At 56.8% G+C, this 23,836-nt stretch carries 20 protein-coding genes; 8 read left to right on the forward strand and 12 right to left on the reverse strand.

What is annotated here, in order from left to right; genetic code table 11:
• The first annotated feature begins 31 nt into the window (after positions 1 to 31).
• From WCX18_RS08715 to WCX18_RS08730, 4 genes are read left to right on the forward strand one after another with little or no spacing between them, the layout of a single operon-like run.
• Entirely contained in the window at positions 32 to 865 is an 834-nt protein-coding gene (locus WCX18_RS08715) for an HAD-IIB family hydrolase (protein ID WP_345987212.1), read from the forward strand.
• Complete coding sequence (locus WCX18_RS08720; protein WP_345987213.1) at positions 858 to 2,132, forward strand: sugar MFS transporter; 1,275 nt, start codon at positions 858 to 860, stop codon at positions 2,130 to 2,132. The genes WCX18_RS08715 and WCX18_RS08720 overlap by 8 nt, the downstream gene beginning before the upstream one ends.
• Positions 2,125 to 2,985, forward strand: a complete 861-nt coding sequence (locus WCX18_RS08725; protein WP_345987214.1) for a D-hexose-6-phosphate mutarotase — start codon at positions 2,125 to 2,127, stop codon at positions 2,983 to 2,985. The genes WCX18_RS08720 and WCX18_RS08725 overlap by 8 nt, the downstream gene beginning before the upstream one ends.
• Positions 2,982 to 3,593, forward strand: coding sequence for a fumarylacetoacetate hydrolase family protein (locus WCX18_RS08730; protein WP_345987215.1), 612 nt, complete (start codon positions 2,982 to 2,984; stop codon positions 3,591 to 3,593). The genes WCX18_RS08725 and WCX18_RS08730 overlap by 4 nt, the downstream gene beginning before the upstream one ends.
• Before the next feature lie 286 nt (positions 3,594 to 3,879).
• On the opposite strand, the gene WCX18_RS08735 is transcribed toward WCX18_RS08730, so the two are convergent.
• The 4 genes from WCX18_RS08735 to WCX18_RS08750 are packed head-to-tail and all read right to left on the reverse strand — an operon-like array spanning position 3,880 to position 8,100.
• Positions 3,880 to 5,322, reverse strand: coding sequence for a DASS family sodium-coupled anion symporter (locus tag WCX18_RS08735; protein WP_345987216.1), 1,443 nt, complete (start codon positions 5,320 to 5,322; stop codon positions 3,880 to 3,882).
• Positions 5,323 to 5,347: 25 nt separating this feature from the next.
• The gene (gene murU / locus WCX18_RS08740) at positions 5,348 to 6,013 is read right to left on the reverse strand and encodes an N-acetylmuramate alpha-1-phosphate uridylyltransferase MurU (protein ID WP_345987217.1); all 666 of its coding nucleotides are present in this window, start codon (positions 6,011 to 6,013) and stop codon (positions 5,348 to 5,350) included.
• A 31-nt stretch (positions 6,014 to 6,044) separates the two neighbouring features.
• Complete coding sequence (locus WCX18_RS08745) at positions 6,045 to 7,016, reverse strand: phosphotransferase (protein WP_345987218.1); 972 nt, start codon at positions 7,014 to 7,016, stop codon at positions 6,045 to 6,047.
• Positions 7,009 to 8,100 carry an anhydro-N-acetylmuramic acid kinase gene (locus WCX18_RS08750; RefSeq protein ID WP_345987219.1) on the reverse strand — a complete coding sequence of 364 codons (1,092 nt, stop codon included), beginning with the start codon at positions 8,098 to 8,100 and terminating at the stop codon, positions 7,009 to 7,011. Before WCX18_RS08750 ends, WCX18_RS08745 begins: the two co-directional genes overlap by 8 nt.
• Before the next feature lie 26 nt (positions 8,101 to 8,126).
• Here WCX18_RS08750 and WCX18_RS08755 point away from each other — a divergent pair, with 26 nt between their 5' ends.
• Together WCX18_RS08755 and WCX18_RS08760 are read left to right on the forward strand one after the other, a co-directional pair.
• The gene (locus WCX18_RS08755) at positions 8,127 to 9,026 is read left to right on the forward strand and encodes a DUF808 domain-containing protein (protein ID WP_345987220.1); all 900 of its coding nucleotides are present in this window, start codon (positions 8,127 to 8,129) and stop codon (positions 9,024 to 9,026) included.
• Between the two features lie 259 nt (positions 9,027 to 9,285).
• On the forward strand, positions 9,286 to 10,572 hold the full coding sequence (locus WCX18_RS08760) for a hypothetical protein (protein ID WP_345987221.1): 1,287 nt from the start codon (positions 9,286 to 9,288) through the stop codon (positions 10,570 to 10,572).
• Positions 10,573 to 11,179: 607 nt separating this feature from the next.
• Here the strand turns inward: WCX18_RS08760 and WCX18_RS08765 are convergent.
• The gene (locus WCX18_RS08765; RefSeq protein ID WP_345987222.1) at positions 11,180 to 12,664 is read right to left on the reverse strand and encodes a sodium:solute symporter; all 1,485 of its coding nucleotides are present in this window, start codon (positions 12,662 to 12,664) and stop codon (positions 11,180 to 11,182) included.
• Positions 12,664 to 14,373 (reverse strand): glycoside hydrolase family 3 N-terminal domain-containing protein, encoded by a 1,710-nt coding sequence (locus WCX18_RS08770; RefSeq protein ID WP_345987223.1) that lies wholly within the window; start codon positions 14,371 to 14,373, stop codon positions 12,664 to 12,666. The genes WCX18_RS08765 and WCX18_RS08770 overlap by 1 nt, the downstream gene beginning before the upstream one ends.
• A 109-nt stretch (positions 14,374 to 14,482) precedes the next feature.
• On the opposite strand from WCX18_RS08770, the gene WCX18_RS08775 reads away from it, so the two are divergent.
• Complete coding sequence (locus WCX18_RS08775) at positions 14,483 to 14,788, forward strand: hypothetical protein (protein WP_345984763.1); 306 nt, start codon at positions 14,483 to 14,485, stop codon at positions 14,786 to 14,788.
• Between the two features lie 15 nt (positions 14,789 to 14,803).
• Here WCX18_RS08775 and WCX18_RS08780 read toward each other — a convergent pair whose 3' ends face one another.
• The 3 genes from WCX18_RS08780 to WCX18_RS08790 are packed head-to-tail and all read right to left on the reverse strand — an operon-like array spanning position 14,804 to position 17,950.
• Complete coding sequence (locus tag WCX18_RS08780; protein WP_345987224.1) at positions 14,804 to 15,010, reverse strand: hypothetical protein; 207 nt, start codon at positions 15,008 to 15,010, stop codon at positions 14,804 to 14,806.
• A gap of 38 nt (positions 15,011 to 15,048) precedes the next feature.
• Complete coding sequence (locus WCX18_RS08785; protein ID WP_345987225.1) at positions 15,049 to 15,531, reverse strand: hypothetical protein; 483 nt, start codon at positions 15,529 to 15,531, stop codon at positions 15,049 to 15,051.
• 13 nt (positions 15,532 to 15,544) lie between these two features.
• Complete coding sequence (locus tag WCX18_RS08790; protein WP_345987226.1) at positions 15,545 to 17,950, reverse strand: S8 family serine peptidase; 2,406 nt, start codon at positions 17,948 to 17,950, stop codon at positions 15,545 to 15,547.
• 252 nt (positions 17,951 to 18,202) lie between these two features.
• On the opposite strand from WCX18_RS08790, the gene WCX18_RS08795 reads away from it, so the two are divergent.
• A complete protein-coding gene (locus WCX18_RS08795) occupies positions 18,203 to 19,345 on the forward strand; it encodes a hypothetical protein (RefSeq protein ID WP_345987227.1) in 1,143 nt (380 codons plus the stop codon).
• Positions 19,346 to 19,603: 258 nt separating this feature from the next.
• On the opposite strand, the gene WCX18_RS08800 is transcribed toward WCX18_RS08795, so the two are convergent.
• The 3 genes from WCX18_RS08800 to WCX18_RS08810 all read right to left on the reverse strand — a co-directional run bounded on the left by WCX18_RS08800 (position 19,604) and on the right by WCX18_RS08810 (position 23,678).
• Positions 19,604 to 20,650 (reverse strand): TIGR03032 family protein, encoded by a 1,047-nt coding sequence (locus tag WCX18_RS08800; RefSeq protein WP_345987228.1) that lies wholly within the window; start codon positions 20,648 to 20,650, stop codon positions 19,604 to 19,606.
• 131 nt (positions 20,651 to 20,781) lie between these two features.
• Positions 20,782 to 21,255: a hypothetical protein gene (locus WCX18_RS08805; RefSeq protein WP_345987229.1), complete on the reverse strand. Its 474-nt coding sequence runs from the start codon at positions 21,253 to 21,255 to the stop codon at positions 20,782 to 20,784.
• Between the two features lie 11 nt (positions 21,256 to 21,266).
• A complete protein-coding gene (locus WCX18_RS08810; RefSeq protein WP_345987230.1) occupies positions 21,267 to 23,678 on the reverse strand; it encodes a S8 family peptidase in 2,412 nt (803 codons plus the stop codon).
• Between the last annotated feature and the right edge of the window lie 158 nt (positions 23,679 to 23,836).

The following is a 23,836-nucleotide window of genomic DNA, read 5'->3' on the forward strand; positions in this document are numbered from 1 at the left end:
TTCCAAGCGCACAAGTGCTACACTATGCCTTATGAATTCACCTGTTTTTCTGACCGATCTCGACCACACTTTTCTGCGTTCCGACCAGAGCGTCAGCCCCTTTTCGCGCGACGTCTGGAACCGCATCGCCCGCCACACGCCCCTCACCGTCGCCACGGCCCGCAGTTTTTCCAAGTCGCACGATTTCCTCAGCGCCCTGCATCTCGACGCGCCGATGATCCTGCTCGACGGCTCCATGGTCGTCCTCCCGGACAAAACCCTCATCGACATCAAAACCGTCGGCAAAGAGATCGGGGACGAACTGATCGAGGCGGGACGCCGCTTTGACAATATCGAGCCCTTCGTCATCGGCCTCACCGACCGCGACCTTAACGAAGCGTTCCGCTACCCCGAAAACGTCACGCCGATGCAGCGGCAGGTGCTGGAAAACTACAGAAAAGACCCCCGCCTGGAGCGGCTGGGGCGCATGGAAGCGATGGAGGAGACGCTAAAGATCGTCTATATGGCCGAAGAGGCACGCCTGCGGCCGCTCACGGAGCACTTCAAGAAACTTTTCGGTGATGCGCTGGAGTTCAAGCTCTCCCCGGAGAAGTATACGGGGGGCTACTACCTTACCATCCTGCACCCCCTCGGCGACAAGGCCCACGCCATGGCGAAGGTCGCCGAATACATGGAACACGACACCGCCGACTTCACCGTCTTCGGCGACAGCCTCAACGACCTGGGGATGTTCGAACTCGCCGGGACCGCCTGCGCCGTGCAGAATGCCCTGGACGAAGTGAAGGCCGCTGCGGACATCGTTCTGCCCCATACCAATGACGAGGATGCCGTCGCACGCTACCTCCAGGAGGCCGTCCATGCCTGACAAAGCTTCCGCCGCCCTGCCGATGGCCATCCTCGGCCTGCTTTTTTTCATCTTCGGATTCGTCACCTGGCTCAACGGGTCGCTCATCCCCTTTCTCAAGGTCATCTGCGACCTCACCGCCTTCGAAGCGCTTCTGGTCACTTTCTCCTTCTACATCGCCTACACGGTGATGGCGCTTCCGATGGCGGCGGTACTGAAGTACACCGGCTACAAGCAGGGGATGGCCCTGGGGCTCGGCATCATGGCCGCCGGCGCCCTGCTCTTCATCCCCGCGGCCCAGAGTGCCGACTACCGCCTCTTCCTCGGCGGCCTCTTTACCCTGGGCGCGGGCCTTACTCTGCTGCAGACGGCCTCGAACCCCTACATCGTCCATATCGGCCCCCTGGAGAGCGCCGCGGCGCGCATCAGCATCATGGGCCTCATCAACAAAGGCGCCGGGGTCCTTGCCCCGCTGCTCTTTACCGCGCTCATCTTCGCCGACCTCACCGCCCCCGTCTCTGCCGACGCGACGCCGGAAGTGAAAGCGGCCCTGGCGCAGAAACTCGTCTCCCCCTACCTCTCCATGGCGTCCGCCCTGGCGCTGCTGGCCGTCTTCGTCCGCCTCGCGCCGCTGCCGAAACTCCCGTTTGAAGCCGTCCCGGCCTCCCCGGATGATTCCGTCTGGCGCCATCCGCACCTCCTGCTCGGGGCCGTCACCCTCTTTTTCTATGTCGGCATCGAGGTGATCGCGGGTGACACCATCGGCCTCTACGGCCAGTCCCTCGGCATTGCTAACGCCACGGCGCTCACCGCCTACACGATGGTCTTTATGGTACTGGGTTACCTCATCGGCGTGACGACGATCCCCAGGTTCATCTCCCAGGAGAAGGCACTGCGCTACACTGCCGTGGCAGGGCTGCTCTTTACGGCCGGGATCCTCTGGAGCAGCGAACAGAGCCATACCCTCTCGTCGATCCTCTGGGGCTGGAGCGGCATCGCCACCCTGCCCGACAGCCTTGCCTTCGTCGCCCTTCTGGGGCTTGCCAACGCCCTTGTGTGGCCCGCCGTCTGGCCGCTGGCACTCCGGGACCTGGGTCCCCTGACCGCCAAAGGAAGCGCCCTGCTCATCATGGGCATCGCCGGGGGCGCCCTTCTGCCGCTGCTCTTCGGCCAGCTTGGGGAGATCGGCGGCACACTGCGTAACGGCTACGTGCTCGGCTTTGTCTGTTACGCCTTTATCTTCTACTATGCCATTACCGGACACAAGTCAAGGAGAACCCATGCATAAGATCGTCACCGCGGAAAACGGCCTGGAAATCATCGAGATCAGCAATTACGAAGCCACGGCGAAAATAGCCCTGCAGGGGGCGCACCTTTTCGAATACGCGCGGCACGGTCAGCCCGAACTGCTCTGGCTCAGCCCGACGGCCCGCTTCGAACCGGGACGGGCCATCCGCGGCGGCGTCCCCGTCTGCTGGCCCTGGTTCGGCATGGACCCCGACATCCCCGAGCGTCCCCAGCACGGCTTTGCCCGCAGCGTCCTGTGGCGCCTGGAGAGCGTGGAGGAGTCGGACGAGACCGGTAGTACCATCGTCACCCTGATGCTCGATGACACAATGCTTGAGCAGCATGAGCGGCGCTGGTTTCCCTACCTTTTCGAGCTGACGATGCGCATCACCATAGGCGAGCAGCTTGAGCTCGCCCTCACGACGAAGAACCTCGGCAGCGAACCCTTCGAGATCACCGAAGCGCTGCACACCTACTTCAACGTCGGCAGCATCGCCGCCGTCAGTATCGTCGGGCTTGAGGGGATCACCTATGCCGACGCCCTGGACGGTTTCGCCCGCAAAGCCTCCAGCGCCCCCATCGGGATCACCCGCGAAACCGACCGCGTCTACCTCGATACGGAAGATACGGTGATCCTGCTCGACGAACGGCTGGGGCGCACCGTCATCGTCGGCAAAAGCGGCAGCAGCTCCACCGTCGTCTGGAACCCGTGGATCGACAAAGCCGCCCGCATGGAGGATTTCGCCGACGACGGTTACACCTCGATGGTCTGTATTGAAACCGCGAACGCCCTCTCCAACAGTGTCGTCATCGCGCCCGGCGACAGCCACACGATCACGCAGAGCGTCAAGTGAATCAGATCGTTTTCGACGGCCGCGGGCTCTTGCCCTCCAAAGTCGTCTGCATCGGCCGCAACTACGTCGAACACATCGAGGAGCTCGGAAACGAGATCCCCGAACAGATGGTCGTCTTCAACAAACCGAACTCTGCCATCACCGACACCCTCCGCTACGTCGAGCCGACCTGCCGCTTCGAGGGGGAGATCTGTTTTCTCATCGAAACGGGTGAGATCGCGGGAATAGGCTTCGGCCTCGACCTCACCAAAGCTTCTATCCAGAACCGTTTGAAAGAGAAGGGGCTGCCCTGGGAGCGGGCGAAGGGGTTTGACGGCTCGGCCGTTCTGAGCGACTTCGTCCCGTTCAACGGCCCGATGGATTCGCTCCGGATGACCCTGTACGTCGACGGCAAACTGCAGCAATACGCCGGCTACGGTCTTATGATGTACAAACCCTCAGTTATGCTCGAAGAGATCAAATCATTTATGACGCTGGAGGATGGTGACATCATTATGAGCGGCACGCCCAAAGGGGTCAGCACCTACGAAGCCGGGCAGACCTTTGTCGGGCGGGTCTACTCGGATGAAACCCTGCTTATTGAGCAAACGTGGGTTGTTCAGGGCTAGAAGAAAGACTACTTCCAACTGATTATGTAGGACGTAAGGTTATTCTGTCGCGCTTTCATCATCTTCTTCATTCTTCATTGATGATACTTTTTTTATGTCTATGATCAGCGATGATTACGAGAATGAATGCGAATGCAAAAAAAAGATTAATAGCAGCCCATATGGTATGCCCTGCATTATAAGCAGTATATAGCAAAAAGATTATTATGAAATACAGCACTACAATCATGAAATCCCTCTCTTTTTTGAGTAATGATTTCCATCAAAAAAGCATCTCCCCTCTAGGTTAAAAAAACATAGACACCAGGTAGATCCACCCCAGGATCACAAGGGGTCCCAGCACCCCGGAGACGATCCCCATCATCCAGAAATCCCGGCTTTTCAGCGCCCCAGACGCGAAGACGATGGCGTTGGGCGGTGTCGAGACCGGCAGGGCCATCGCCAGCGAGGCACTGAGCGCAACGGTGACGACGGCCAGTACCGGGCTGCTGTTGCCGATGACGACGGCAACAGCAGCCACCAGCGGCAGCAGGATGTTCGCCGCGGCCGTATTGCTCATAAAGTTTGAGAGCAGCACGACGAGGTAGGCGAAGATCGGAACAAGCAGGAGCAGCGGCAGCGTCTGCTCGGCAAAGAGCGTCGCGATCCAGTCGTCCAGCCCGCTGCTGCTCACGGCGCTCCCCAGGGAGAGCCCCCCGATGATCAGGATGATGACATCCCAGTGCAGCGCCCGGATATCCTCCGCTTCCAGGATACCCAGCATCGTAAAGATGACGATGGGAAGGAAGGAGACGACCGTCGTCGGGATGTGGTGCAGCGGCCCCGTCAGCCAGAGCATTATTGTCAGTGAAAAGGTGAGGACGACGGCGCTCTTTTTCCAGCTGGGCACGCTCGGCACCGTCGCATGCACAATACTGGTGTCGTCGGTATGGTCGACCCCGTGCAGCGGGCCGAGGTCGATCAGCGCTTCGTTGGAGGGGTAGCGTTTCAGCAGCAGGTAACGCAGTGAGATGACAAGCAGTACTGCCGGCGGAAGCGCCAGCATCATCCAGCCCACGAAGCTGGGGGCAGAGGTTCCCAGCAGCCCTACGGCGATGGCGTTGGGCGGCGTCCCGATGATGGTTCCCATCCCCCCGATATTGGCGGCCATCGTGACCGCGAGCATCAGCCCCTTTTTGTAGGGGTTGTCCGGCCGCATCGTAGCGAGCATGGGAAAGAGGATCGAGACGATCAGTGCGGCTGTCGCCGTATTGGAGATGAACATCGACATCGTAAAGGTCACCAGGATCATCCCGCTCATAATGTGCTCGGGACGGTTGCCGACCAGAAAAAGGACCCGCTTGGCGATCCAGATGTCCAGGCGGGTCTTCGACGCCGCGCTGGCCATGATGAACCCGGCCAGGAAGAGAAAAACGAGCGGGCTGGCCCATGGCGAGAGGAACGATTCCCACTCCCCGCCGGGGATAAGGCCGAGCATCACTATTTCCAACGCGATAATAAGAAAGGAGACGGCAAAGGCGGGAATCGCCTCCGTCAGCCAGAGCCCGGCAGCGAAGATGAGAATGAAGAAGGTCGCCCGTCCTTCGCTGCCCAATCCTTCGTACTCGGGGAGGTAGGCCGCCAGAAGCGCCACGATCAGCGAGACAGCAAAGCGAATGAGGCGGTCAACCCGGTTCTCGACGCCCCCCAGGTTGGCGAACTTCCGAATGCCTTGCCGCGTGTCGATCATCTTCTACTCCCCCTCATCGCCGCGTTCAGCCCTCTTCGTTCAGTTCGGCCAGCCGCTCCGGCGTCCCGATGTCGCGCCACTCTCCCTCGTAGAGTTCCGCCGAGACAAGGTTCCCGGCCATCTTCGTACAGTAGGTGATCTTCAGGGGCTTGTTGCCGTACGTCAGTCCCCAGAAGAATTTCGGCGCATAGTAGCCGATGCCCGAAAAGGTGAAGTTCTCCTCATCCTCGTCGCAGGCGGCGCGCCCCTCCTCGATGGCGAAGTCGCCTTCGGGGTTGTGCTCGGGGTTGGGCACGAGGATAAGGTGCCCCAGCGATGCGGGCAGTTCGAACGACGTGTCGAAAGGGAAGTCCGTCCAGACGTCGCCGCTGATGATGAGAAACGTTTCGTCTCCCAGCATCCCCAGCGCCTTGACGATGCCCCCTATCACGCCCAGAGGCTCCTCGTGCTGCTCATCGGAGTAGAAAATCTCCACCCCCCACTTTGACCCGTTGCCCAGCGCTTCGGGGATCATGTAGCCCAGGTAGGCGATGTTGATCACGATCCGTTTGAACCCCGCCGCCGCGAGGCGTTCGATGTGATGCACAATAAGCGGTTTGCCCCGGACTTCGAGCAGGGGCTTCGGGATCGTGTTCGTGAGCGGGCGCATCCGCTCGCCCTTGCCTGCCGCCAAAATCATCGCTGTATCCATTCATTTTCTCCTTTTTTTAGACGTATGGCTTCTATTGCGCTTCACTCTTCGCCGGAAGCGGCGGCAGTGTCACCCGCTCAAGCAGTGCCGCGAGCGGCTTCGTCTCTTCGTAGCGGTTGGCCGCTTCTATCGTGTAGCGCAGCGTCAGCGGCAGGTCGCCGAGGTAGCCCGGTTTGCCGTCGCGCAGCCAGAGCCGCGCAAAGATGCCCAGCACCTTGATGTGGCGCTGCAGTCCCATGAAGTCGAACCACTTCAGGAAAGTTGCGTCGTCGGCGACGATGCCCGCCCTGTCCCGGAAGCGCAGCGCCAGCGCCGCCATCTCTTCCGGTTCGAAACGGATGTAGAGGTCCTTGAGCAGGGATACAAGGTCGTAGGTCACCGCCCCCTTCATGGCGTCCTGGTAGTCGATGACCCCCGTTTCGTCCGTGGGCGTCACCATGATGTTGCGCGAGTGGAAATCGCGGTGGACGAAGACCCCCTGCGGCTGCGACAGCACCGTCTCCGAGATCGTGTCCAGCACCTCTTCCAGCATCCGTTCCTCCTCTTCGCTGAGGGTCATCCCAAGGTACTTTTCCAGGAACCATGTTTTCATCAGGTCCATCTCAAAGTGCAAAAAGGCCTTGTCGTAGAGCGGCAGCCCCTCCGCATCCGCGGCCTGCATCTTGACGATCTCGTCGATGGCGCTGCTGTAGTAGGAGTCGAAGTTCGCCTCATTCAGGACATTGAGCAGGGAGCGCGAGCCGAAATCCTCCAGGACGAGGAAGCCTTCGTCCCGGTCTTCCAGGTAGATCTGCGGCGCCTTGACGTCGACGCCATGCAGCCTCCCTGTCACGTCGAGGAAAGGAACAAGCGACTCCTTCTCCAGCGAAGCATCCATGACAATGAGCTTCTCCCTCCCCCGGCGCAGCCGGAAATAGCGCCGGAAGCTGGCGTCGGCACTGGCGACTTCCACCTCCCAGTCGCGGTAGGGCGTCTTTGCCAGCCACGCTTTTACTTTATGCATATATCCCCCCGAGGATCGTATTTTGCGACGCGCCCGTCACGCTGGAGAGCTCGACGGCCTCTTCGTTCATGCGCTTGTATGCCAACCAGGCGAAGGCCATCGCCTCCATCCAGTCGCCGGGGATGCCATACTCGTCGGTGCGGACAACCTCGACGCCCTCCAGCTGCGAGGCGATCCGCCCCCGCAGGTAGACGTTCTCTGCCCCGCCGCCGCAGAGCAGCAGCCTCGATGGGGCGTATTTCGCGGCCTCCTGTGCGATGCTGCGCGCCGTCAGCTCCGTCAGGGTCGCCAGGAAGGCATCGCTGCGCATCCCCTCTTTGACAAAGCGCTCCGCCCGCGCGGCGTTGAAATACTCCCGCCCCGTGCTTTTGGGTGCCGGGCGCGAAAAATAGGGGTCGGAGAGCATCGCGCCCAGCACGCCTTCGTCTACTTCCCCCCGCTGCGCGATGGTGCCGTTCTCATCATAGGAGCAGCCGAACTTCTCCGCGCACCAGCCGTCCATCAGCACGTTGCCCGGCCCCGTATCGTACCCCAGCAGTTCGTCGCCGATGACGGTGATGTTGGCCATCCCGCCGATATTGACAACGAGGGTGCGCCCTTGGAGTTTCTCGAAGAGGAAGCGGTGAAACGCCGGGGCGAAGGGCGCGCCCTGCCCCCCAAACGCTACATCCTTCCGGCGGAAATCCGCGACGGTCCTGATGCCCGTACGGGCACAGACGATGTTGGGGTCACCCAGCTGCATCGTAAAAGGCATGGGGCCTGTGGGACGGTGCCAGAGCGTCTGGCCGTGCAGGCCTATTGCCTCGATCCGGCCTGTGTCGAGGTGGTGCTCGCGGATGAGCGCCTGCACGGCGTCGGCGAAGAGGATGCCCAGGCGGTGGTCCAGCTCCCCTATCTCCTCCAGCGTCGTGCTGCCGCCGATGACGCGGAGCAGGTCAGCACGCAGCTGCGCGTCAAAGGGGTAGGCAAGCGACGCCGCCAGCTCGATGCCCTCCCCGTCCACGGGACAGAGCACGACGTCCACCCCGTCCAGGCTCGTTCCCGACATGACACCGATATAACACTGTTTCGAATCAAAGCTCATTTTCATTCCTACCGATATGGTACTATATGCAACTTTATCCAGGGCATGTTCATGCCCTCCAGGAGGGATCAATGACCGGGGGCTTCTTCGCCATTCTCGACGATATCGCGGCGCTACTCGACGACACGGCCGTCATGAGCAAGGTCGCGGCCAAAAAAGTGGGCGGCGTCCTGGGCGACGACCTCGCCGTCAACGCCGAGCAGGCCTCCGGCCACGCCAGTTCGCGCGAACTGCCCGTGCTCTGGGCCATTACCAAGGGCTCTTTCCGCAACAAGGCCATCATCCTCCCCGTCGCCTTCCTGCTCAGTGCCTTCGCCCCCTGGGCGATCGTGCCCATCCTGATGCTCGGGGCGGCCTACCTCAGCTACGAGGGGGCGGAAAAAGTACTGGAATATCTCCGGCCGGGGCACCATAATGAAGAGCAAAAAGGCGCCGTCGACGAGGCCGCCAAGATCACATCGGCCATCCGCACCGACTTCATCCTCTCCATCGAGATCATCGTCATCGCGCTGGGCGTCGTCGCCGGGGAAGCCCTGACGACCCAGATCCTTGTCGTCACCCTGATCGCGCTGCTGGCAACCGTGGGAGTCTACGGCATCGTCGCGCTGATGGTGCGCATGGACGACATGGGCTTCGCCCTGGTCGGTTTCAGCCAGACCCGCACGGGCACGAAAGCGGTGCTGCTGAAACGCTCCGGCCTCCTGCTCGTGCAGGCAATGCCGAAACTCATCAAGGCGCTGGGGTACATCGGCACCGTGGCGATGCTGCTGGTGGGCGGCGGCATCTTCGTCCACCACGTAGAGTGGCTGCACCACGCCCTCGCGTTCCTCCCCTTCATTCTGCCCGAACTCGCAAGCGGCCTGGCCGCCGGAATGCTGCTGTTGGCACTCGTCCTTCTCTGGGAGCGGCTGACGCAGCGGGGCTGATCCTCGTATCACCATTTGCCTGATAGTGGGACATTCTGTCCTGCTATCCAAATCACTTCCCCCAAACAAACAGCAAAAACCTTAAGTATTCCTCTGTAGAATATGTGAAAATATGTCATTTTATTGAGATTAAAAAACATTCTTTGTGATAGCAGGACACTTTGTATGTCTGAATATCTATTACGATTCCGACAAAAGTATGTTTTGGATATCAATAAAGAGTTATGTCTAATATATTCCAAGCACTTTGAGACAAGAAATGAAATATACGAAAATATATCTTATAGCATTGATAATTCTATTTACTGGTTGTAATAGTAACTCCAGTAGTAAACAATTACCTGACACAAAGACATGGAGTACCCCCGAACCATTTTTTCAAAGTAGCGGATATTCAGTAACAGAAATAGACAGCCAAGGTAATATCATTATTGTCACCTGGCATTACAATAATAATAATGGTCACTATGAATTAATACGACATGAATCTAGAGGTAACATTTGGTGCGAAGCAGAGCTTATTAGTAATGTACCTAATCAGTCCTATAATCCAGTATACAAACCTGTTGTAGCAATGGACAACAACGGCAATGCCATCATAGTATGGTATCAAACCGGTGAGGTAGCATTAATAATAACAGAGTTTCGCAATGGCTTTTGGAGTCCGCCCAGAGTACTGAGCTATCTTGATGCAGGATCGAGTGGCCATTCCGTCGCAATGAATGATCTTGGTCATGCAATCATTGTCTGGGAAACAAACAATACAATATATAAAACAGAATCGATGGATGGAGATTGGTCTACACCTGAACCTGTGGCTACAGGATATTATGTTCGTAGTCCTGAAGTTAGAATCAATGCGGAAGGCAACGGGGTGCTAATTTGGCGAGAAGATTACAACGCGACTCTCGTCAGTAGCGAATTAGTGCAAGGGGTATGGAACACTCCGAAAACTGTTGGGACAACGGAAAGTGTTTTGTATGATGTTGAAATGGACGAAAGTGGAAATGCAATTGTTGTGTGGATGAACCAGAATGATACAGGCACAAATGCTCAAATCTATATGAATGAGTTAAAAAGCAATGTCTGGTCTGGACCGAAAAGTGTCAGTATGGACGGTGTTCATACTATTAATCCCAATTTAGCCTTGAGCGCGAACGGTAATGCCATTATTACTTGGCAACAGTTGATGGGTACGGCGTATCAGATTTACCGTATTGAACTTATGGACGGGTACTGGGACACACCTGTGCCTGTAAGTTCTGCAGGCATTGAGTCTGTTAATCCATTAGCTAAAATTGACAAGAATGGAAACGCTATTCTTGTCTGGAATGAAAAAAACGGTAGCAGCTGGCAACTAATGATGAGCCAACTGATCCAAGGATCATGGACTGATGGTGAGTATTTCACAAGCAGTGACAATACACTGAATCCCATCAACTATGATATGGACATGAACTGCAACGGTGAAGCGGTTTTTGTTTGGGGACAGTCAGACAACGATACTTGGTATGAGTATCGAAGTCTTTACAATCAATTGCGGTAATTTCAATGACAATGATTATATGTATTAATTTAAACTATCCTTTGACAAACCAAACGAGGCTAATCAAAACCCCGCGGGTGGCTTTTTGATTGCTCATTTTAAACGTAGTCGTATAAAAGGTAAAAAATGTCCTTTAAAGAATTTTTAGTATTTCTCACAATATATATAATTTTTTTGCCTTTTTCATTTTGGTTATATAGTCAATACACTAATTTTAAATTGACAGATATCCTTATTTTGAATTTTATTCCCGAACAAATTGTTTACGCAGTATTATCTGCAATTTTCAAATATTCGTATAACAATATTCATAGAGAAACTACGTATGAGAAACGGCAGAATAGCCGCATCATTGGAGTATTCGCTACATTCTCAGTTTACATTGGTGTTATGATTGTGTTTAGAGAGGAAATTGAAAATTCGATTTCATTTTTCAGATTACTTGTATATTTAATTCCACTTATCATGATTGTACTACTTGCAAAGAGATATAAAAATGTTCTGCATGCCATAAGTTATGAATTACGAGTTTAATTGAATGATACATAATAAAGCAGGTGAGCCCAATCAAAAACCGCAAGCAGCTTTTGATTGCCATTTTTAAACGTTACTCTCCCCTGCTCCCGAACTGCATAATCACAAACGCCACCGCCGTTCCCCCGACAAGCTGATCGGCCAGAGAGAAGGCCCCGCCGAAACAGTAGGGCTGCAAGAGTAATACTGTGACAAAACCGCCGCCCAAGGCCCACGGTACCGTTCGGGTGCTGCCGCGTTTCGTAAAGAGCGCCGAGGCGTAGACGCCCAGCAGTCCGGCGTAGGCGAAGCTCATGACCCCCAGCGCGAAACTGACCAGCGGCAGGTCCGTCGCCCGCTGCCAGTAGTAGCTCACGACGGCCATCATTGTCAGCACGAGCGCAAAGAGCAGTACGGCCGTCCGCGCGGCGGCTACATAGTGGCTTTCTTCCATCTCGCCCCGCGCCGTCTTCCAGGGACGGTAGATATCTTCCACGGCTACCGAGGCCATCGCCGCGAGCACCGAGTTCGTCGAGGAGAGCGCGGCGGCAATCGCCCCCACGGTGACGAACCCGCGCAACCCCGCGGGCATTTCGTTGAGGATGTAGGTCATGAAAATAGTGATCTTCTCCCCGCCGAACTCCTGCACGGCGCCGCCGCCGATGCCGGAGAGTTCCGGGTGGTTGTAAAAGAGGTAAAGCAGCAGCCCGATGGCGAGGAAGAGCAGCACGACGGGAATCGTCATGACGATGGAGACGACCAGCGCCCGTGAGCCGTCGCGACCGTTCTTGCAGGCCAGCACGCGCTGGGTCATATCCTGGTCCAGGCCGTAGGCCGCGATGTTGAGCAGCAGCCAGCCGCCCAACAGGCTCCAGATGCCGAAGTTTCCGGCCGTGTCGATGACGGTCAGTTTCCCCTCGGCATTCAAAACGTCATACATCGTACCGATGTCCGTCTGCAGCGTGCTGTAGAGGTAGATCAGCACGGCGACACCGGCACCGATGTAGGTCACCGCCTGGATGACGTCGCTGTAGATGACCGACTTCACCCCGCCGAAGTAGGTATAGGCCAGCGCCCCCAGCACGAGCATAAGTATGGCGGCGAAGAGGTGCAGCGGCGCGATGTCGGCGAAGACGATCATCGAAACGGCCAGCGCCCCGATGTAGAGCCGCGCGCCGCTGGCGAGGACCCGGCCGACGAGGAACATAATGCCCGCTTCGCGTTTGGCCTTCGCGCCGTAGCGCTGCTCCAGCAGTTCGTAGACGGTGACGGCGCGGATTGCGTAGAAGCGCGGCACCAGCACCTTGGCAATGAAGAGCACGGCCAGCAGCGCCGAGACGTAGAAGCCGACGAAGGTGAGGTTGCTGCGGTAGGCGTACTCCGGGCCGCCCAGGAAGGTCGCCGCCGACTGCGAGGTCGCCAGTACGGAGACGGCGGCGGCGAGCATCGGGACGCTGTTCCCCCCGACGAAGTAGTCGCGTGATGAACGTATGTTCACGCGGGAAAAGAGCCACGAACTGAAGGCCAGGATGGCAAAATAGCCGCCGAAGACGGTCCAGTCGAGGGGGGAGAATCCCATCAGCGCGCTTCCGGCGGGGCTTTCAGGTGCAGGTCGCTGACGGCGCTGCGCACCTTCCGCATAAAGGCCTCGCCCGGGTCGCTCTTTTCCGTGCGGTATCCCTTGTCCCGTTCCCGCCACAGCGGGGTCGCTTCCATCCTGCGGTACTCGTGGTGTCCTATGAGGTACTCCATGTGCGGGTACTTCCCGGCGAGGTAGCGCACCAGCGCGATATTCGCGCGCAGCTGCGCCGGGGTGAGGTCCTCTTTGGCATTGCCCTCCCCGCCGACGTTCTCGATGCCGATACTGTCGTAGTTGAGCCCGATGACGTGGCGCGCCATCCGGTTCTCCGGCATCAGGCGGTAGATGGTGCCGTCCCGGTCGACGAGGAACTGCGAGGAGACGTTGAGCGCACCTGCGGTCGCGATGTCGCCGCGGCTTCCGGGCAGCAGCTCCGGCTGCAGGCGCGCAAAAGAAGACTTCAGCCCCATATCGGCCGTCCAGTGCAGGACGATGACTTTCGGATCGATCGTAATGTCACTCACGTCCATGCCATAGTGCTGTTTGATGTACTGCTTCGTCAGGGCAGTGCGCTGCGGGCCGAAAGCGATGGGCTTGTCGACGATTTTCGGCGCGCCGATGCCGTAGGCGTCGTAAAGCGCATTGATACGGCGGTTCGACTCGACGATCCGCTCGCGGGAGATCCGCCCCGCTTTGACCTCGGCGTAGATCGTCTCGACGATCCGGCCAAGCATGTTGCTGCCGAGCTGGTTTGCAAAGAGCAGCATGTCCACCCCGCCGTTGATGGCGAGGCGCACCGTCTCTTCAAGGCTGTAGTGTTCCGAGATCGCCTTCATCTGCAGGTCGTCGCTGACGATGACCCCCTTGAAGCCCAGCTCGCCGCGCAGCAGCTCCGTGTTGATCTTGTGCGAGAGCGTCGCCGGGTAGTCGGGGTCGAGACGGCGGTTGAAGACGTGGGCCGTCATGATCATGTCCGCTTTGCCCTCGTTGATCAGGCGGCGGTAGGGTTCGAGCTCTACGGGCGTCCATGTTTCGCTGACGTCCACGAAACCTTTGTGCGAATCCCCCAGGGAGGAGCCGTGCCCGGGGAAGTGCTTCAGTACCCCGACGACTTTTTTCGCCCGCAGGGCATCGAGCATTATTCCCGCGTACCGCGTCACCTTTTCCGGAGACTTGCCGTAGGAGCGTTTGAGGCCGACGATTACCGTGTTGTCGGGATTGACCGCCAGGTCGACGTCGGGGGCAAAGTCCGTATTGATCCCGGCATCGGAAAGGGTAGTCGCCAATGTCCCGTATACCTGCTGCGCGTACGCCGGGTCATCCCGCATCCCGACGGCCTCCGCCGAGGGAACCTCAGGAAAGCCGTAGGCGGGTTTCAGGCGCGCGACCCGGCCGCCCTCCTGGTCCACGGAAACGAGCAGCGGGGCGGTGGCAAAGGCCTGCAGCTGGGCCGTCAACGCGGCGAGCTGGCGGGGTGAACGGATGTTCTTCGTCCGTTTCAGGTCCGGGTAGCCGAGGTCAAAAAGGATCACGCCGCCCGGTTTGTACTGCCGCAGTTCCCGCACGAAAGGGTCAGAGGCGTCGAGCGTTTCGGCATCGAAACCAACAATGAGCATCCGCCCGATCTGCGCTTTGAGGTCGGCGTCGGAAATCTCCGTCGCACCGAGAAGAAACAGGGGAAGAAAAAATAAAAGTGTAAGTATCCGCATGCCTCGCATTGTACACACTCATTTTGGATAATGCGTTTAATGAAACGGCACTACCAATGGCGGCGGAAATAGTGTACAATAGTTATATCCCACTGAAAGGAGCGATACTATGTCCGCACATAAAAAAGAGGAAGAGGTCATCGAAGAGAGTCAGAAAACCGTCGAGGGCTACCGCGCCGAGATCGAGGCCCTGAAAGAGAAAGCGACACACTACAGTGCCGAGGTCAAAGCCGAGTTCGACAAGCGCCTGGAGGAACTGGAGAAGATGTACGCTGAAATGCAGGAGCGTTACGCCGCATTCAAGGACAAAACGGAAGCCAGATGGGATGAGACGAAAGCCTTTGTCGTCCTGACCAACAAAGCGCTGGCCCACTCCTACCACTATTTCCTTTCCCATTACAAGAAAAAAGGGTAAGCGGGCGCGAAGGCGCTAGAAAAACTTCGCGTCCTCCATCTCGTCACGCAGTCCCCTGCGTTTGCGGGTCTCTTCGCGCCGTTTGACGGCAGCGTTGGAGGGGGTTTCAGGGTTGGAGAAGACGGCCTTCCCGTAGAGGACGCATCCCTTGTCACCGGGATCGCATGTTTTTTTCAGCAGGTCGCACACATCGCCGTGCTGGTAAGAACAGGTCCAGCCCATCGTCACTCCTTACGCATTTTTTCACTATTATAGCGTCCCTAATAAAGTTTGACAGGCAGGACCCAATCGGGTTCCGCCGATTCAACCCCATCTTTTTCGCGCAGAAAGTTGGATTCAAGCAGATCGTTGCGGTCACTGAGATTGACAAACACGCCCCCCGCCCCGCTCCCACCGGCCGGCCTGATGTATTCGAGCGCGTTTGCCTCTGCAAATGCCTCCGGGTCCACGGCGCTTCCGGGTTCAAAACGGATGATTATGCGTCCTGTTGTAATGTAGCGGTATGCCGGAACAGCCGTTCCGTGTTTGAAAAACACTTCCCCGGCATGCACGGTACTTTTTCCATCAACACGTGCTCTTGTTGCCGCTTCTCTGTCCGTCAGGGTAAGTGTCTCATCTTTGGCTTTGACAAAAGGAACCTGATTGCCATGCCTGTCCTGGAGTATAAATGTAGATGCTCCGTCCTCTTTTGCCAAAAGCACCCCTGTGAGTACACACAGCTGCCATACTATTTTCAGCATCATCGTCTTCTCCTTATCAATGTCCACTCACCTGAATCCGCCAGTTCTCCAACGAACCGCTTCTGCCGGGGACAACATCCATCACTTTCAGGCGCCAGCTCCCCTGCGAATTTTCATCCAGACAGCGCACTGTTGAAAAGCGCCAATCGGTATAGGATTCCAGGGGATAGATATAGTTTTCCCCCCCGACGGCAAGGACGCTTTCCGTCCCTGCAGGCGAGATAAGCACGATACGCAGATCGTCTATGTGGCTATGGTCCACTGTCACCCAGACATCCACATGCTCGGCCGTGATCGCCTCAGGAATCTCAATGGAACGTTCCGTACCGTTCGCATCCCCATCGGGTATATCCACGCGGGCGGTGTCCGTGTACTGCGATGTCACGCGTTCGTCGCCCAGGCCCGGGAACCCTTGCGCCATCGTGACCGCCGCCGCTGCATCCGCAATACCGAATCCGTATTTGGCATTGATGTGCAGTCCCGCACCGTTACTGCTCCAGTTGCCGTCGGCAACGTCATTCCGGCGAGCCGTACGGGCCAAAATATACCGGACGTCCCGGCGGGTCAGCTCCGGGTTTGCCTGCAGGATCAGGGCACAGACCCCGGCAATCGAAGGACAGGCCGCCGATGTCCCGTTCATAAAGCGCGTGTAGTTGCCATCGGGGTTGTTGCCATCAAGCGACGAATCCCCGATGATGCTGCCGTCATGGCCATAATAGGTATCGCGACCGATCTCCACGCCGGTCAGGTCCGTCGTAACAACGGCGGGGGAATCGAAACCGTACTCGCCTCCTGTCCCGGCAACAAGCACATTCGCCCCCGTGTTGGAATATGAGCTCAGCGTGCCGTCTGCATTCACCGATGAAACGGTAATGGCATACTTGCTGTTGTGCAGGCTGGAGGTATTGGCATACCCTTCATGCGCATCCCTCCGGTCATTGCCCGCGGCGAAAACATAGATGGCCCCTTTCCCGTCGCGGCCGTTCACGGCGCCATCCTGCAGCGCCGATTCAAATTCAAAGCCCCAATCCGTCAAACTTGCCGATGATACGGGTCCCCAGCTGTTCGAGAAGATATCGATATCGGAGCGGCCGAACGCATCGGTGAAGTCCGATACCCGTCCCGAAGAAAAGACGTTGAACCCCGCCAGACGTGTCATTGGAGCCACCCCGCGGACACCCCCGCCGTTGTACCCCTGGGCACCGATGATCCCGGCACAGGCCGTGCCGTGGTAACCGATATCGCTCTCCATGGGAATAGGGTCTTTCGTATGCGTACGATAGTTGTAACTGAGTGAAATATCCAGCATGTTTTTCAGATCCGGATGCCCTGACTCTATGCCGCTATCGACAACACCAACTACTACGCGGCCGCTTCCCCTGTAGGTCGGAATATTGTCTGGGATGCGCAGATCCTCGCCGGGCACCCCGCCGTAAACAGCGCCGCTGGGCTGGCCGCTATTGTGCAGATGCCATTGGTAGGCATAGAGCAGATCCCCCGCCGTGCTGCTGATGTCGAGCGGGTCCGTACCGGCCCACACCTCCGCGTAGTCGTTGACCCCGTCACCGTCCGTATCCGCTTTGCCCGCATCTGTCCCGATCAGCCCTTCGAAAGCGTCCAGAAGTCCCTCTCCGTCACTGTCTTGCAACTGCCCGGTCCGGTTCCCCTCATAGAGCGCCGAGGCATAGAGTCCCCCCGACAGCGTGCGATAGCCATCGGCATCGGCCAAAAAACTGAAATCAGCCGATGTGTTGTTCTCGACCACGGCAGGGTTGAAGCGGGTCAGTGTCGCATAGCTGACCGGGCCGCCCCGGGGGTCACCGCTGAACATCACGGCTGCGGCACCGTCGAGGATCCTCCGGATGGTCGACGGGACGTATAGATGACGTTCCGCCGCCGCAACCGCCGCGGCGGAGCTGAGGAGATTGACCGAGACATTGCCCTCTACCAGATCGCCGAACGCGGCATAGGCGTACAGCGGTCCTTCGAAATTTCTGTCGGCTCCCTGTACGACAAAACCGTCACCGTCCGGATCGATGTCATGACCGCCCCGCACTGTCACGAGCAGCATGCTGGCCTCTGCAGGAACATTCTGGACCAAAAAGGTATGCCGAACTGAGAAACGTCCCGCCTGCCTCTGGGCAAAAGGCAGCAGGCGCGCCGCCGTCGCATTGTAATCTGTACTGTCGGTCAGGCTACTATATTGATTGCTTTTTCCGCGAAACAGTACCGTCCCGTCCAGTGTCGCCACTTCAACATCGGCGTTGCAGAGCACCCCGGCAGCTGCCGTGCTTCCCGTTATCGTTTTGGAAACCGTTTCTGCCGTACCGGTTACCGGGTCGCTGCCGCCTCCGTTGCTGCTGCCGCATGCCGACAGGAGCGACAGCATTGCGATAAGACCGAAAAAATGTAGAATGGACATCTTGGGGTTTGCTGCTCTATGAAATATGTTTCTCGTTCTATGCATATTCTTCATCTTTTTATATCAAGTATACTTATTTAATTCGAGAACTTTCCGTTCCACTGGGCATGAATCATTTTAACACATTATAATCACAATAAAGGTTTATTTAAGCTTAGCCGCCATACACTGATAATAATTTCTACTAATAAAGGGTATGTCATGAAACATGTTGGATTGATCGGACTTTCCGTAGCGGCAGCGGCACTCATTATGGGTGGCTGTGGCAGTAGTAGCTCATCGAGCCTCAAGGCGCCGGCAGATATCAAAGCAGCCATCGATATCAACACCAGCACAGCACAAAATGCGATTGCACTTGTACGCAGCGGTGTGAATATATTCAGTGCGACGGAAAGTAAACTGGCTACCACCGCATTGATGACAAAGGTCAAAGAGACCAAAGCCACGCTGGCAGCCAAACTCAAAGACACGACTGAAACCGGCAGCGAAACTTCTACACAGGACTGTGACATCAGTGGTAGCACTACTCTGACCAGTAGCCATACTTACACACAGAAAGACAACGGAGGCTGGTCCTATACCGAGACGATGGCTTACAGTTTCAACCACTGTATCAACGGTACGCCGCAAAGCCGTCAATCCATCAACGGCAAAATCATGGAGAGCATGACTTATGGCTACAATGCAGACGCGAACCTTTCGGAAGAGTCCTATTCAGTCGATTACGACTACGTCGTCCTCTACGACAGCAACGAGACGGAAGCGTCTCACTCGGAGACGTGGAACGCCGTCGTTGAACGGACATGGAACGCTGACGGCGATTATGTTACTTCAGCCACAGCGCCGGGCGAAGAGCAAATGCTCAAAGCCAAAGGTTATCTCAAAATGGTCGACGTCAACAGTTCCGGGGAAGTTGAGTCCGGCTTTAGACAAGAGATTGATATCACTGCAGGAGATATGCGGCTCTATGACGACACCTATTGGAAAGAGTATGCCAACGGCTTCAATAGCTTCTACGAAACATCCGGCGGCGTCGAAGAGTTTGCCAATGGTATCTATTTCAAAAACTTCAAGATCGAGACCCACAGCGACGGTGCGGATGAAGAGAACACCACTGTTTCCGGTACGGTCGGCAGTAGCTGCCTGGGCGGTTCCGTCGCCTTCAGCACGGCACCGGTAATGCAATCAAACCAGCAGACATACTTCGACGAGTTTGACAATCATGGCGGCAATGTACTTCCGTATGCCGGTATGGTGACGATGAAAGGCAATGGTACGGCAACGGTCGCCTTCGAAAGCAACGCTTCGAACTACACGTCAGCGACCCTGGTTGCGCCGGACGGTACAAGCACGTACGGCAGCTGGGGTTCACTCGCAACCGGTCTTTGTGACTAAGAGACATCTCTCGGAACGAAAGGGGAACGTTTTCCCCTCTCGTCATCTGTGTACCGGTTTTATACCGATACATGTGTGATCCAATCCGCTTCAGTGCATCACACCGACGCGCAATCCTGTTTTTCTTTCCCTGATTACCACGATGAAACCCTTTCCACGCATAAAACAGTATGGAAATATGGCGTTGAGAGTAGATCCCATAGCCCTGAGCGCTGAAAAACCCGAGGACGGGAGAAGATTCTTCTTTTAGTACGAGGACTACGGTACGGTGATGCTGTTCTGCTGCAGCGGTTCGAAAAGCTCCCTCACTTCCGGAAAGAGGGCCGGTACCGCCTTGACGCCAAACACTTCTGCCACGCCGGAGACGAACTCCACGTGCCCTACGGTCTCTCCCGTATCGATATCAACGACCCATACACCGCACAAAGGCTCTTCAATGCGTTCGACGATCGGCAGCCCGGAAAAAGCGCTGTCACGGATCTTCGAAAGACCTATGAAGGCAAGGTTCCCGACAAAATCCAATCCCCTGACAAAACCCGGGAGTTGTGCAACGGTCGTCACCTCTTTGCGTTCCAGGTCCAGCGTCGCGAGGCTGCCTTCTCCCGATTCCAGTACCCAGAGTTTCCCCCGGTACCACCGCGGCGAGTGCGGCATGGAGAGCCCTTCAAACACGATTTCATCCGTTTCAATGTCTATCAGTATGCCGCCGTTGCGCTTGTTCTCGCGCCAGCCGCCCTTCATGTCGGACCGCCCCAGAGCCGTCATGTACTTCGGTCTGCCATCGATCATGCAGAGCCCGTTGAGATGGCATCGGTCTTCCGCGACCATCTCAGTGACGAAATCGGGTCTCCACACCGGTACGAAACTGTGTTCGTAATCCAACTTGCACAGGGTCGAATAGAGCGTATTGACGAACCAGAGGTTGCCTTCGCTGTCCGTTTCCATCTCATGGATATCGATTTTGCCCGTAATATGGATATTGCGGGGCAGATAACACGCATCCAACGGTATGGGAGATTCCAGGGCGTTGCAGGCTCCGGGGATGTTGTGAAACTTGATGATGCTGTAGAGGTCCCCCATATGGATATGGTTCTTATCGACGCAAAGCCCCATCGGGCGCAAAAAAGAGCGAAAATGTGCATTGAGCCTGCTGCCGGTGCTGCGAAGCAGAAACAGTTTCCCGGCCTGATAGGTCGTAACGGCCACCGACACACCGAGATCTTTCAGTAGCAGCGGAACGTCCGGCGTGAACTTGCTCCTGATCTCTGAGGTTTCTTTGCTGTTTTTGGTCTTTTTTTTCGACATCCATATCCTTTCTTTTCCGCATGCTGGAAGATTATAACTTGATCAATGTTAGAGCACCTTTGTCGGGCGTTGCGGTATAGCCATCAGACTCCGTCGTCTCTTCTTCGGCATTTTTATCATCATTACAGCGTCTAATAGACTTTGACTGGCATCACCCAGTCCGGTTCCGCCGACTCGACGCTCTGTTGCTGCAGAAGTGCATTGGACTTCGCGATATCGTCGGCGTTGCTTTTATTGATAAAAACGGCACTGCGTTTCCCAATGCCGAAACTTCGGCGGTACTCCAAACCGTTTGCCGCCGCAAAGGTCTCCGGGTCCACCCCGGGGGCAAAGCGGACAACAATACGCCCGGTCGACACATAGCGGAAGGCAGGTTTTCTTACCCCCGTCCTATAATAGACTTCCCCGGCGTGTGCAGCAGTTCCGTTCTGTGTCCGTGCCTGTTTCGAAGCTGCCTGCTCGTCCCCGTCGAACGTTTTCGCTTCCGCCTTGATAAAAAGCGTCTTTTTCCCGTAGCTGTTCTGTAAATACCGGGACTGCTCTACCGGAGCCGCCGACACCACCACGGCCGCCAATACAGTCGCAATCAGATAGAAAGTCTTCACTGCTTCTCCTTCTAGAAGTGACCGCTAATTCGGATACGCCAGCTTTCCAGCAAACCGCCGTATCCGGCCCTGAGGTCCATCACTTTCAGTCGCCATGTACCCACCGAAGTTTCATCCAGACACCGTACGGTCGAAAACCGCCAATCTGCATAACGCGCGGAACCGAAGAGGTAGTTTTCCCCGCCGACGGCGAGGACACTCTCTGTTCCCGACGGCGAGACGAGAACGATACGGAGGTCATCGATGCGGTCATGGTCTGTCGTGATCCAGACATCGACATGTTCGACCGACATCGCTTCGGTAATAGTGATACCACGCTCAATGCCCGTACTGTTCGCGTCGGGGATCTGAACATTGGCCAAATCGGTATAGCGCCCGATGAGCTGTTCCGGCCCCAGCGTTGTAAACCCTTCCGCCATGGCAACGGCAGCAGCTGCATCCACGACTCCGAAACCATATTTTCCGTTAACAGGCAATCCCGCCCCGTTCAAGGTCCAGCCGCCGTCGGACGCATCGTTCTGACGTGCCGTCCGGGCAAGAATATAGCGGGCATCCCGTCGCGTCAACGCCGGATTGGCCTGAAGCATGAGTGCACAGACACCGGCTACCGACGGGCATGCCGAAGATGTCCCGTTCATAAAGCGGGTGTAGTTTCCATCCGGATTGTTTCCATCCAGCACAGAGTCGCCAAGAACGTTTCCGTCAATATCATACTTTGTATCATGCCCAATTCCGACCCCCGTCAGGTCCGTCGTCACGATCGCGGGATCCGTAAGCCCGTACGCACCCCCCGTTGCGGCGACAAGAACGTTCGCCCCAGTGTTGGAGTAGACACTGAGCCTGCCCGAAGCATCCACCGCGGAAACCGTAATGGCGTATTTACTGTTGTGCAGACTGGAAGTATTGGCATATCCTTCATGGCTGTCGGTACGATCGTTGCCGGCGGCAAAGACATAAATGGCTCCTTTTCCGCCGCGTCCGTTGAGTGCACCCTCTTCCAGAGCATCTTCGAGCACCGGCCCCCAGTCCGTCAATGCCGCCGACGTTATCGGCCCCCAGCTGTTTGAGAAGATGGCGATACCGCTGCGGGAAAACGCATCGGCGAAATCGGAAATCCTCCCCGTTGCCAACACGTTGAAACCGGCCAGCCGCGTCATCGGCGAAACGCCGCGGACCCCAACGGCATTAAACCCCTGCGCGCCGATAATCCCCGCGCATGAAGTACCGTGGTACCCGATATCACTTGCCAGCGGGACGGGGTCTTTCGTACGTGTCCCGTAGTGGTAGCTCATGCTCATGTCAAGATTGTTTTTCAGATCGGGGTGCCCGGACTCGACACCGGTATCGACAACGCCGACGACCACGTCACCGCTGCCGGCATAGGCGGCCGGCAGTCCAGTGATGCCGAGGTCTTCCCCGGCTATGCCACCATCATTTGCACCGGCCGTCTGCCCTGTGTTCTGCAGGTGCCACTGGTAGGGAAAGAGCAGATCCCCCCGGACATTCGTGCCGTCCAGTGGGTCCGTGCCGCCCCACACCTCGGCATAATCATTGACGCCGTCACTGTCGCTGTCGGCCAGTCCGGTATCTGTACCGTAGAGCTGTTCAAAGGCATCCATAAGCCCTTCATGATCACCATCCTGTTTCCAGAGCCCTTCGCTGCCTTCATACAGTCCCGTTGCGTAATAGCCCCCTGCCAATGCGTTGTAACTGTCCGGGTCGTTCAGATCACCGAAATGAACCGAACGGTTGTCTTCGACAATAGAGGGGTTGAAGCGGGTCAGCGTCGCCGCATCGATTGCGCCGCCTGCCGGGTCCGAAGCGAAAAGTTTTCCGGCTACTTTCCCGAGGATCGTTGTGACCGTCGACGGTACGAAAAGGTGACGTTCCGCTGCTACGGCGGCAGCGGCAGAACTGAATAGGTTGACCGACACGTTGCCGTCGCGCAGCGTCCCGAACGTTGCGTAGGCATAAAGCGGGCCGGCGAAACTGCGTATATCATTCTCAAGGACAAATCCATCACCGTCGGGATCGATCTCCTGACCGCCGGTCACTTTCAAGAGCAACATCGTATCTTCCAGGGGCAGCGACGATACCACGAAAGCCCGTGTTGCTGCGAAACGGCCCGCAGCCCTTTCGCTGAAAGGCAGCAGCTCCGTCGCCGTGGCGTTGTACTCCGTACCGTCACGCTGCGGGTCATACGCATTGCTTTTGGCGAAAAACAGCACGCTGCCGTCGAGCTTCATCACTTCGATATCCGCATCGCAAAGCGCTCCCCTGACCGCCGTACTGCCGCCAATGCTTACGGTAACCGTCTCCACCAATGTATCCGATTCGGAATGCGACCCGTCTCCGCACGCCGTGAGCAGCAGAACAGCCATCATTAAAGCGAACAACATAACAGCCGTACTTTTGAAAAGCATCTTCATCCTTTGTTGGCATCCCCGAAATCCGCTTCGTATCACTTATAAAACCAACTTATCAATACAACTTATTATATGACAGGAAAGCTTCACAAAAGAAGAGCATTTTTTTTAACAGTTTTGGGGATATTCAAGCAAACCTTAAGCTTTGCATTCTT

It is taken from the genome of Sulfurimonas sp. HSL1-2 (assembly GCF_039645565.1).
GTDB lineage: Bacteria > Campylobacterota > Campylobacteria > Campylobacterales > Sulfurimonadaceae > Thiomicrolovo > Thiomicrolovo zhangzhouensis.

Excerpts from the sequence above, each read along its gene's own strand:
- WCX18_RS08715 (WP_345987212.1), top strand. The coding sequence starts at position 32 with ATGAATTCACCTGTTTTTCTGACCGATCTCGACCACACTTTTCTGCGT.
- WCX18_RS08720 (WP_345987213.1), top strand. The coding sequence starts at position 858 with ATGCCTGACAAAGCTTCCGCCGCCCTGCCGATGGCCATCCTCGGCCTG.
- WCX18_RS08725 (WP_345987214.1), top strand. The coding sequence starts at position 2,125 with ATGCATAAGATCGTCACCGCGGAAAACGGCCTGGAAATCATCGAGATC.
- WCX18_RS08735 (WP_345987216.1), bottom strand. The coding sequence starts at position 5,322 with ATGATCGACACGCGGCAAGGCATTCGGAAGTTCGCCAACCTGGGGGGC.
- murU (WP_345987217.1), bottom strand. The coding sequence starts at position 6,013 with ATGGATACAGCGATGATTTTGGCGGCAGGCAAGGGCGAGCGGATGCGC.
- WCX18_RS08745 (WP_345987218.1), bottom strand. The coding sequence starts at position 7,016 with ATGCATAAAGTAAAAGCGTGGCTGGCAAAGACGCCCTACCGCGACTGG.
- WCX18_RS08750 (WP_345987219.1), bottom strand. The coding sequence starts at position 8,100 with ATGAGCTTTGATTCGAAACAGTGTTATATCGGTGTCATGTCGGGAACG.
- WCX18_RS08755 (WP_345987220.1), top strand. The coding sequence starts at position 8,127 with ATGCAACTTTATCCAGGGCATGTTCATGCCCTCCAGGAGGGATCAATG.
- WCX18_RS08760 (WP_345987221.1), top strand. The coding sequence starts at position 9,286 with ATGAAATATACGAAAATATATCTTATAGCATTGATAATTCTATTTACT.
- WCX18_RS08765 (WP_345987222.1), bottom strand. The coding sequence starts at position 12,664 with ATGGGATTCTCCCCCCTCGACTGGACCGTCTTCGGCGGCTATTTTGCC.
- WCX18_RS08770 (WP_345987223.1), bottom strand. The coding sequence starts at position 14,373 with ATGCGGATACTTACACTTTTATTTTTTCTTCCCCTGTTTCTTCTCGGT.
- WCX18_RS08775 (WP_345984763.1), top strand. The coding sequence starts at position 14,483 with ATGTCCGCACATAAAAAAGAGGAAGAGGTCATCGAAGAGAGTCAGAAA.
- WCX18_RS08780 (WP_345987224.1), bottom strand. The coding sequence starts at position 15,010 with ATGGGCTGGACCTGTTCTTACCAGCACGGCGATGTGTGCGACCTGCTG.
- WCX18_RS08785 (WP_345987225.1), bottom strand. The coding sequence starts at position 15,531 with ATGATGCTGAAAATAGTATGGCAGCTGTGTGTACTCACAGGGGTGCTT.
- WCX18_RS08790 (WP_345987226.1), bottom strand. The coding sequence starts at position 17,950 with ATGTCCATTCTACATTTTTTCGGTCTTATCGCAATGCTGTCGCTCCTG.
- WCX18_RS08795 (WP_345987227.1), top strand. The coding sequence starts at position 18,203 with ATGGGTGGCTGTGGCAGTAGTAGCTCATCGAGCCTCAAGGCGCCGGCA.
- WCX18_RS08800 (WP_345987228.1), bottom strand. The coding sequence starts at position 20,650 with ATGTCGAAAAAAAAGACCAAAAACAGCAAAGAAACCTCAGAGATCAGG.
- WCX18_RS08810 (WP_345987230.1), bottom strand. The coding sequence starts at position 23,678 with ATGCTTTTCAAAAGTACGGCTGTTATGTTGTTCGCTTTAATGATGGCT.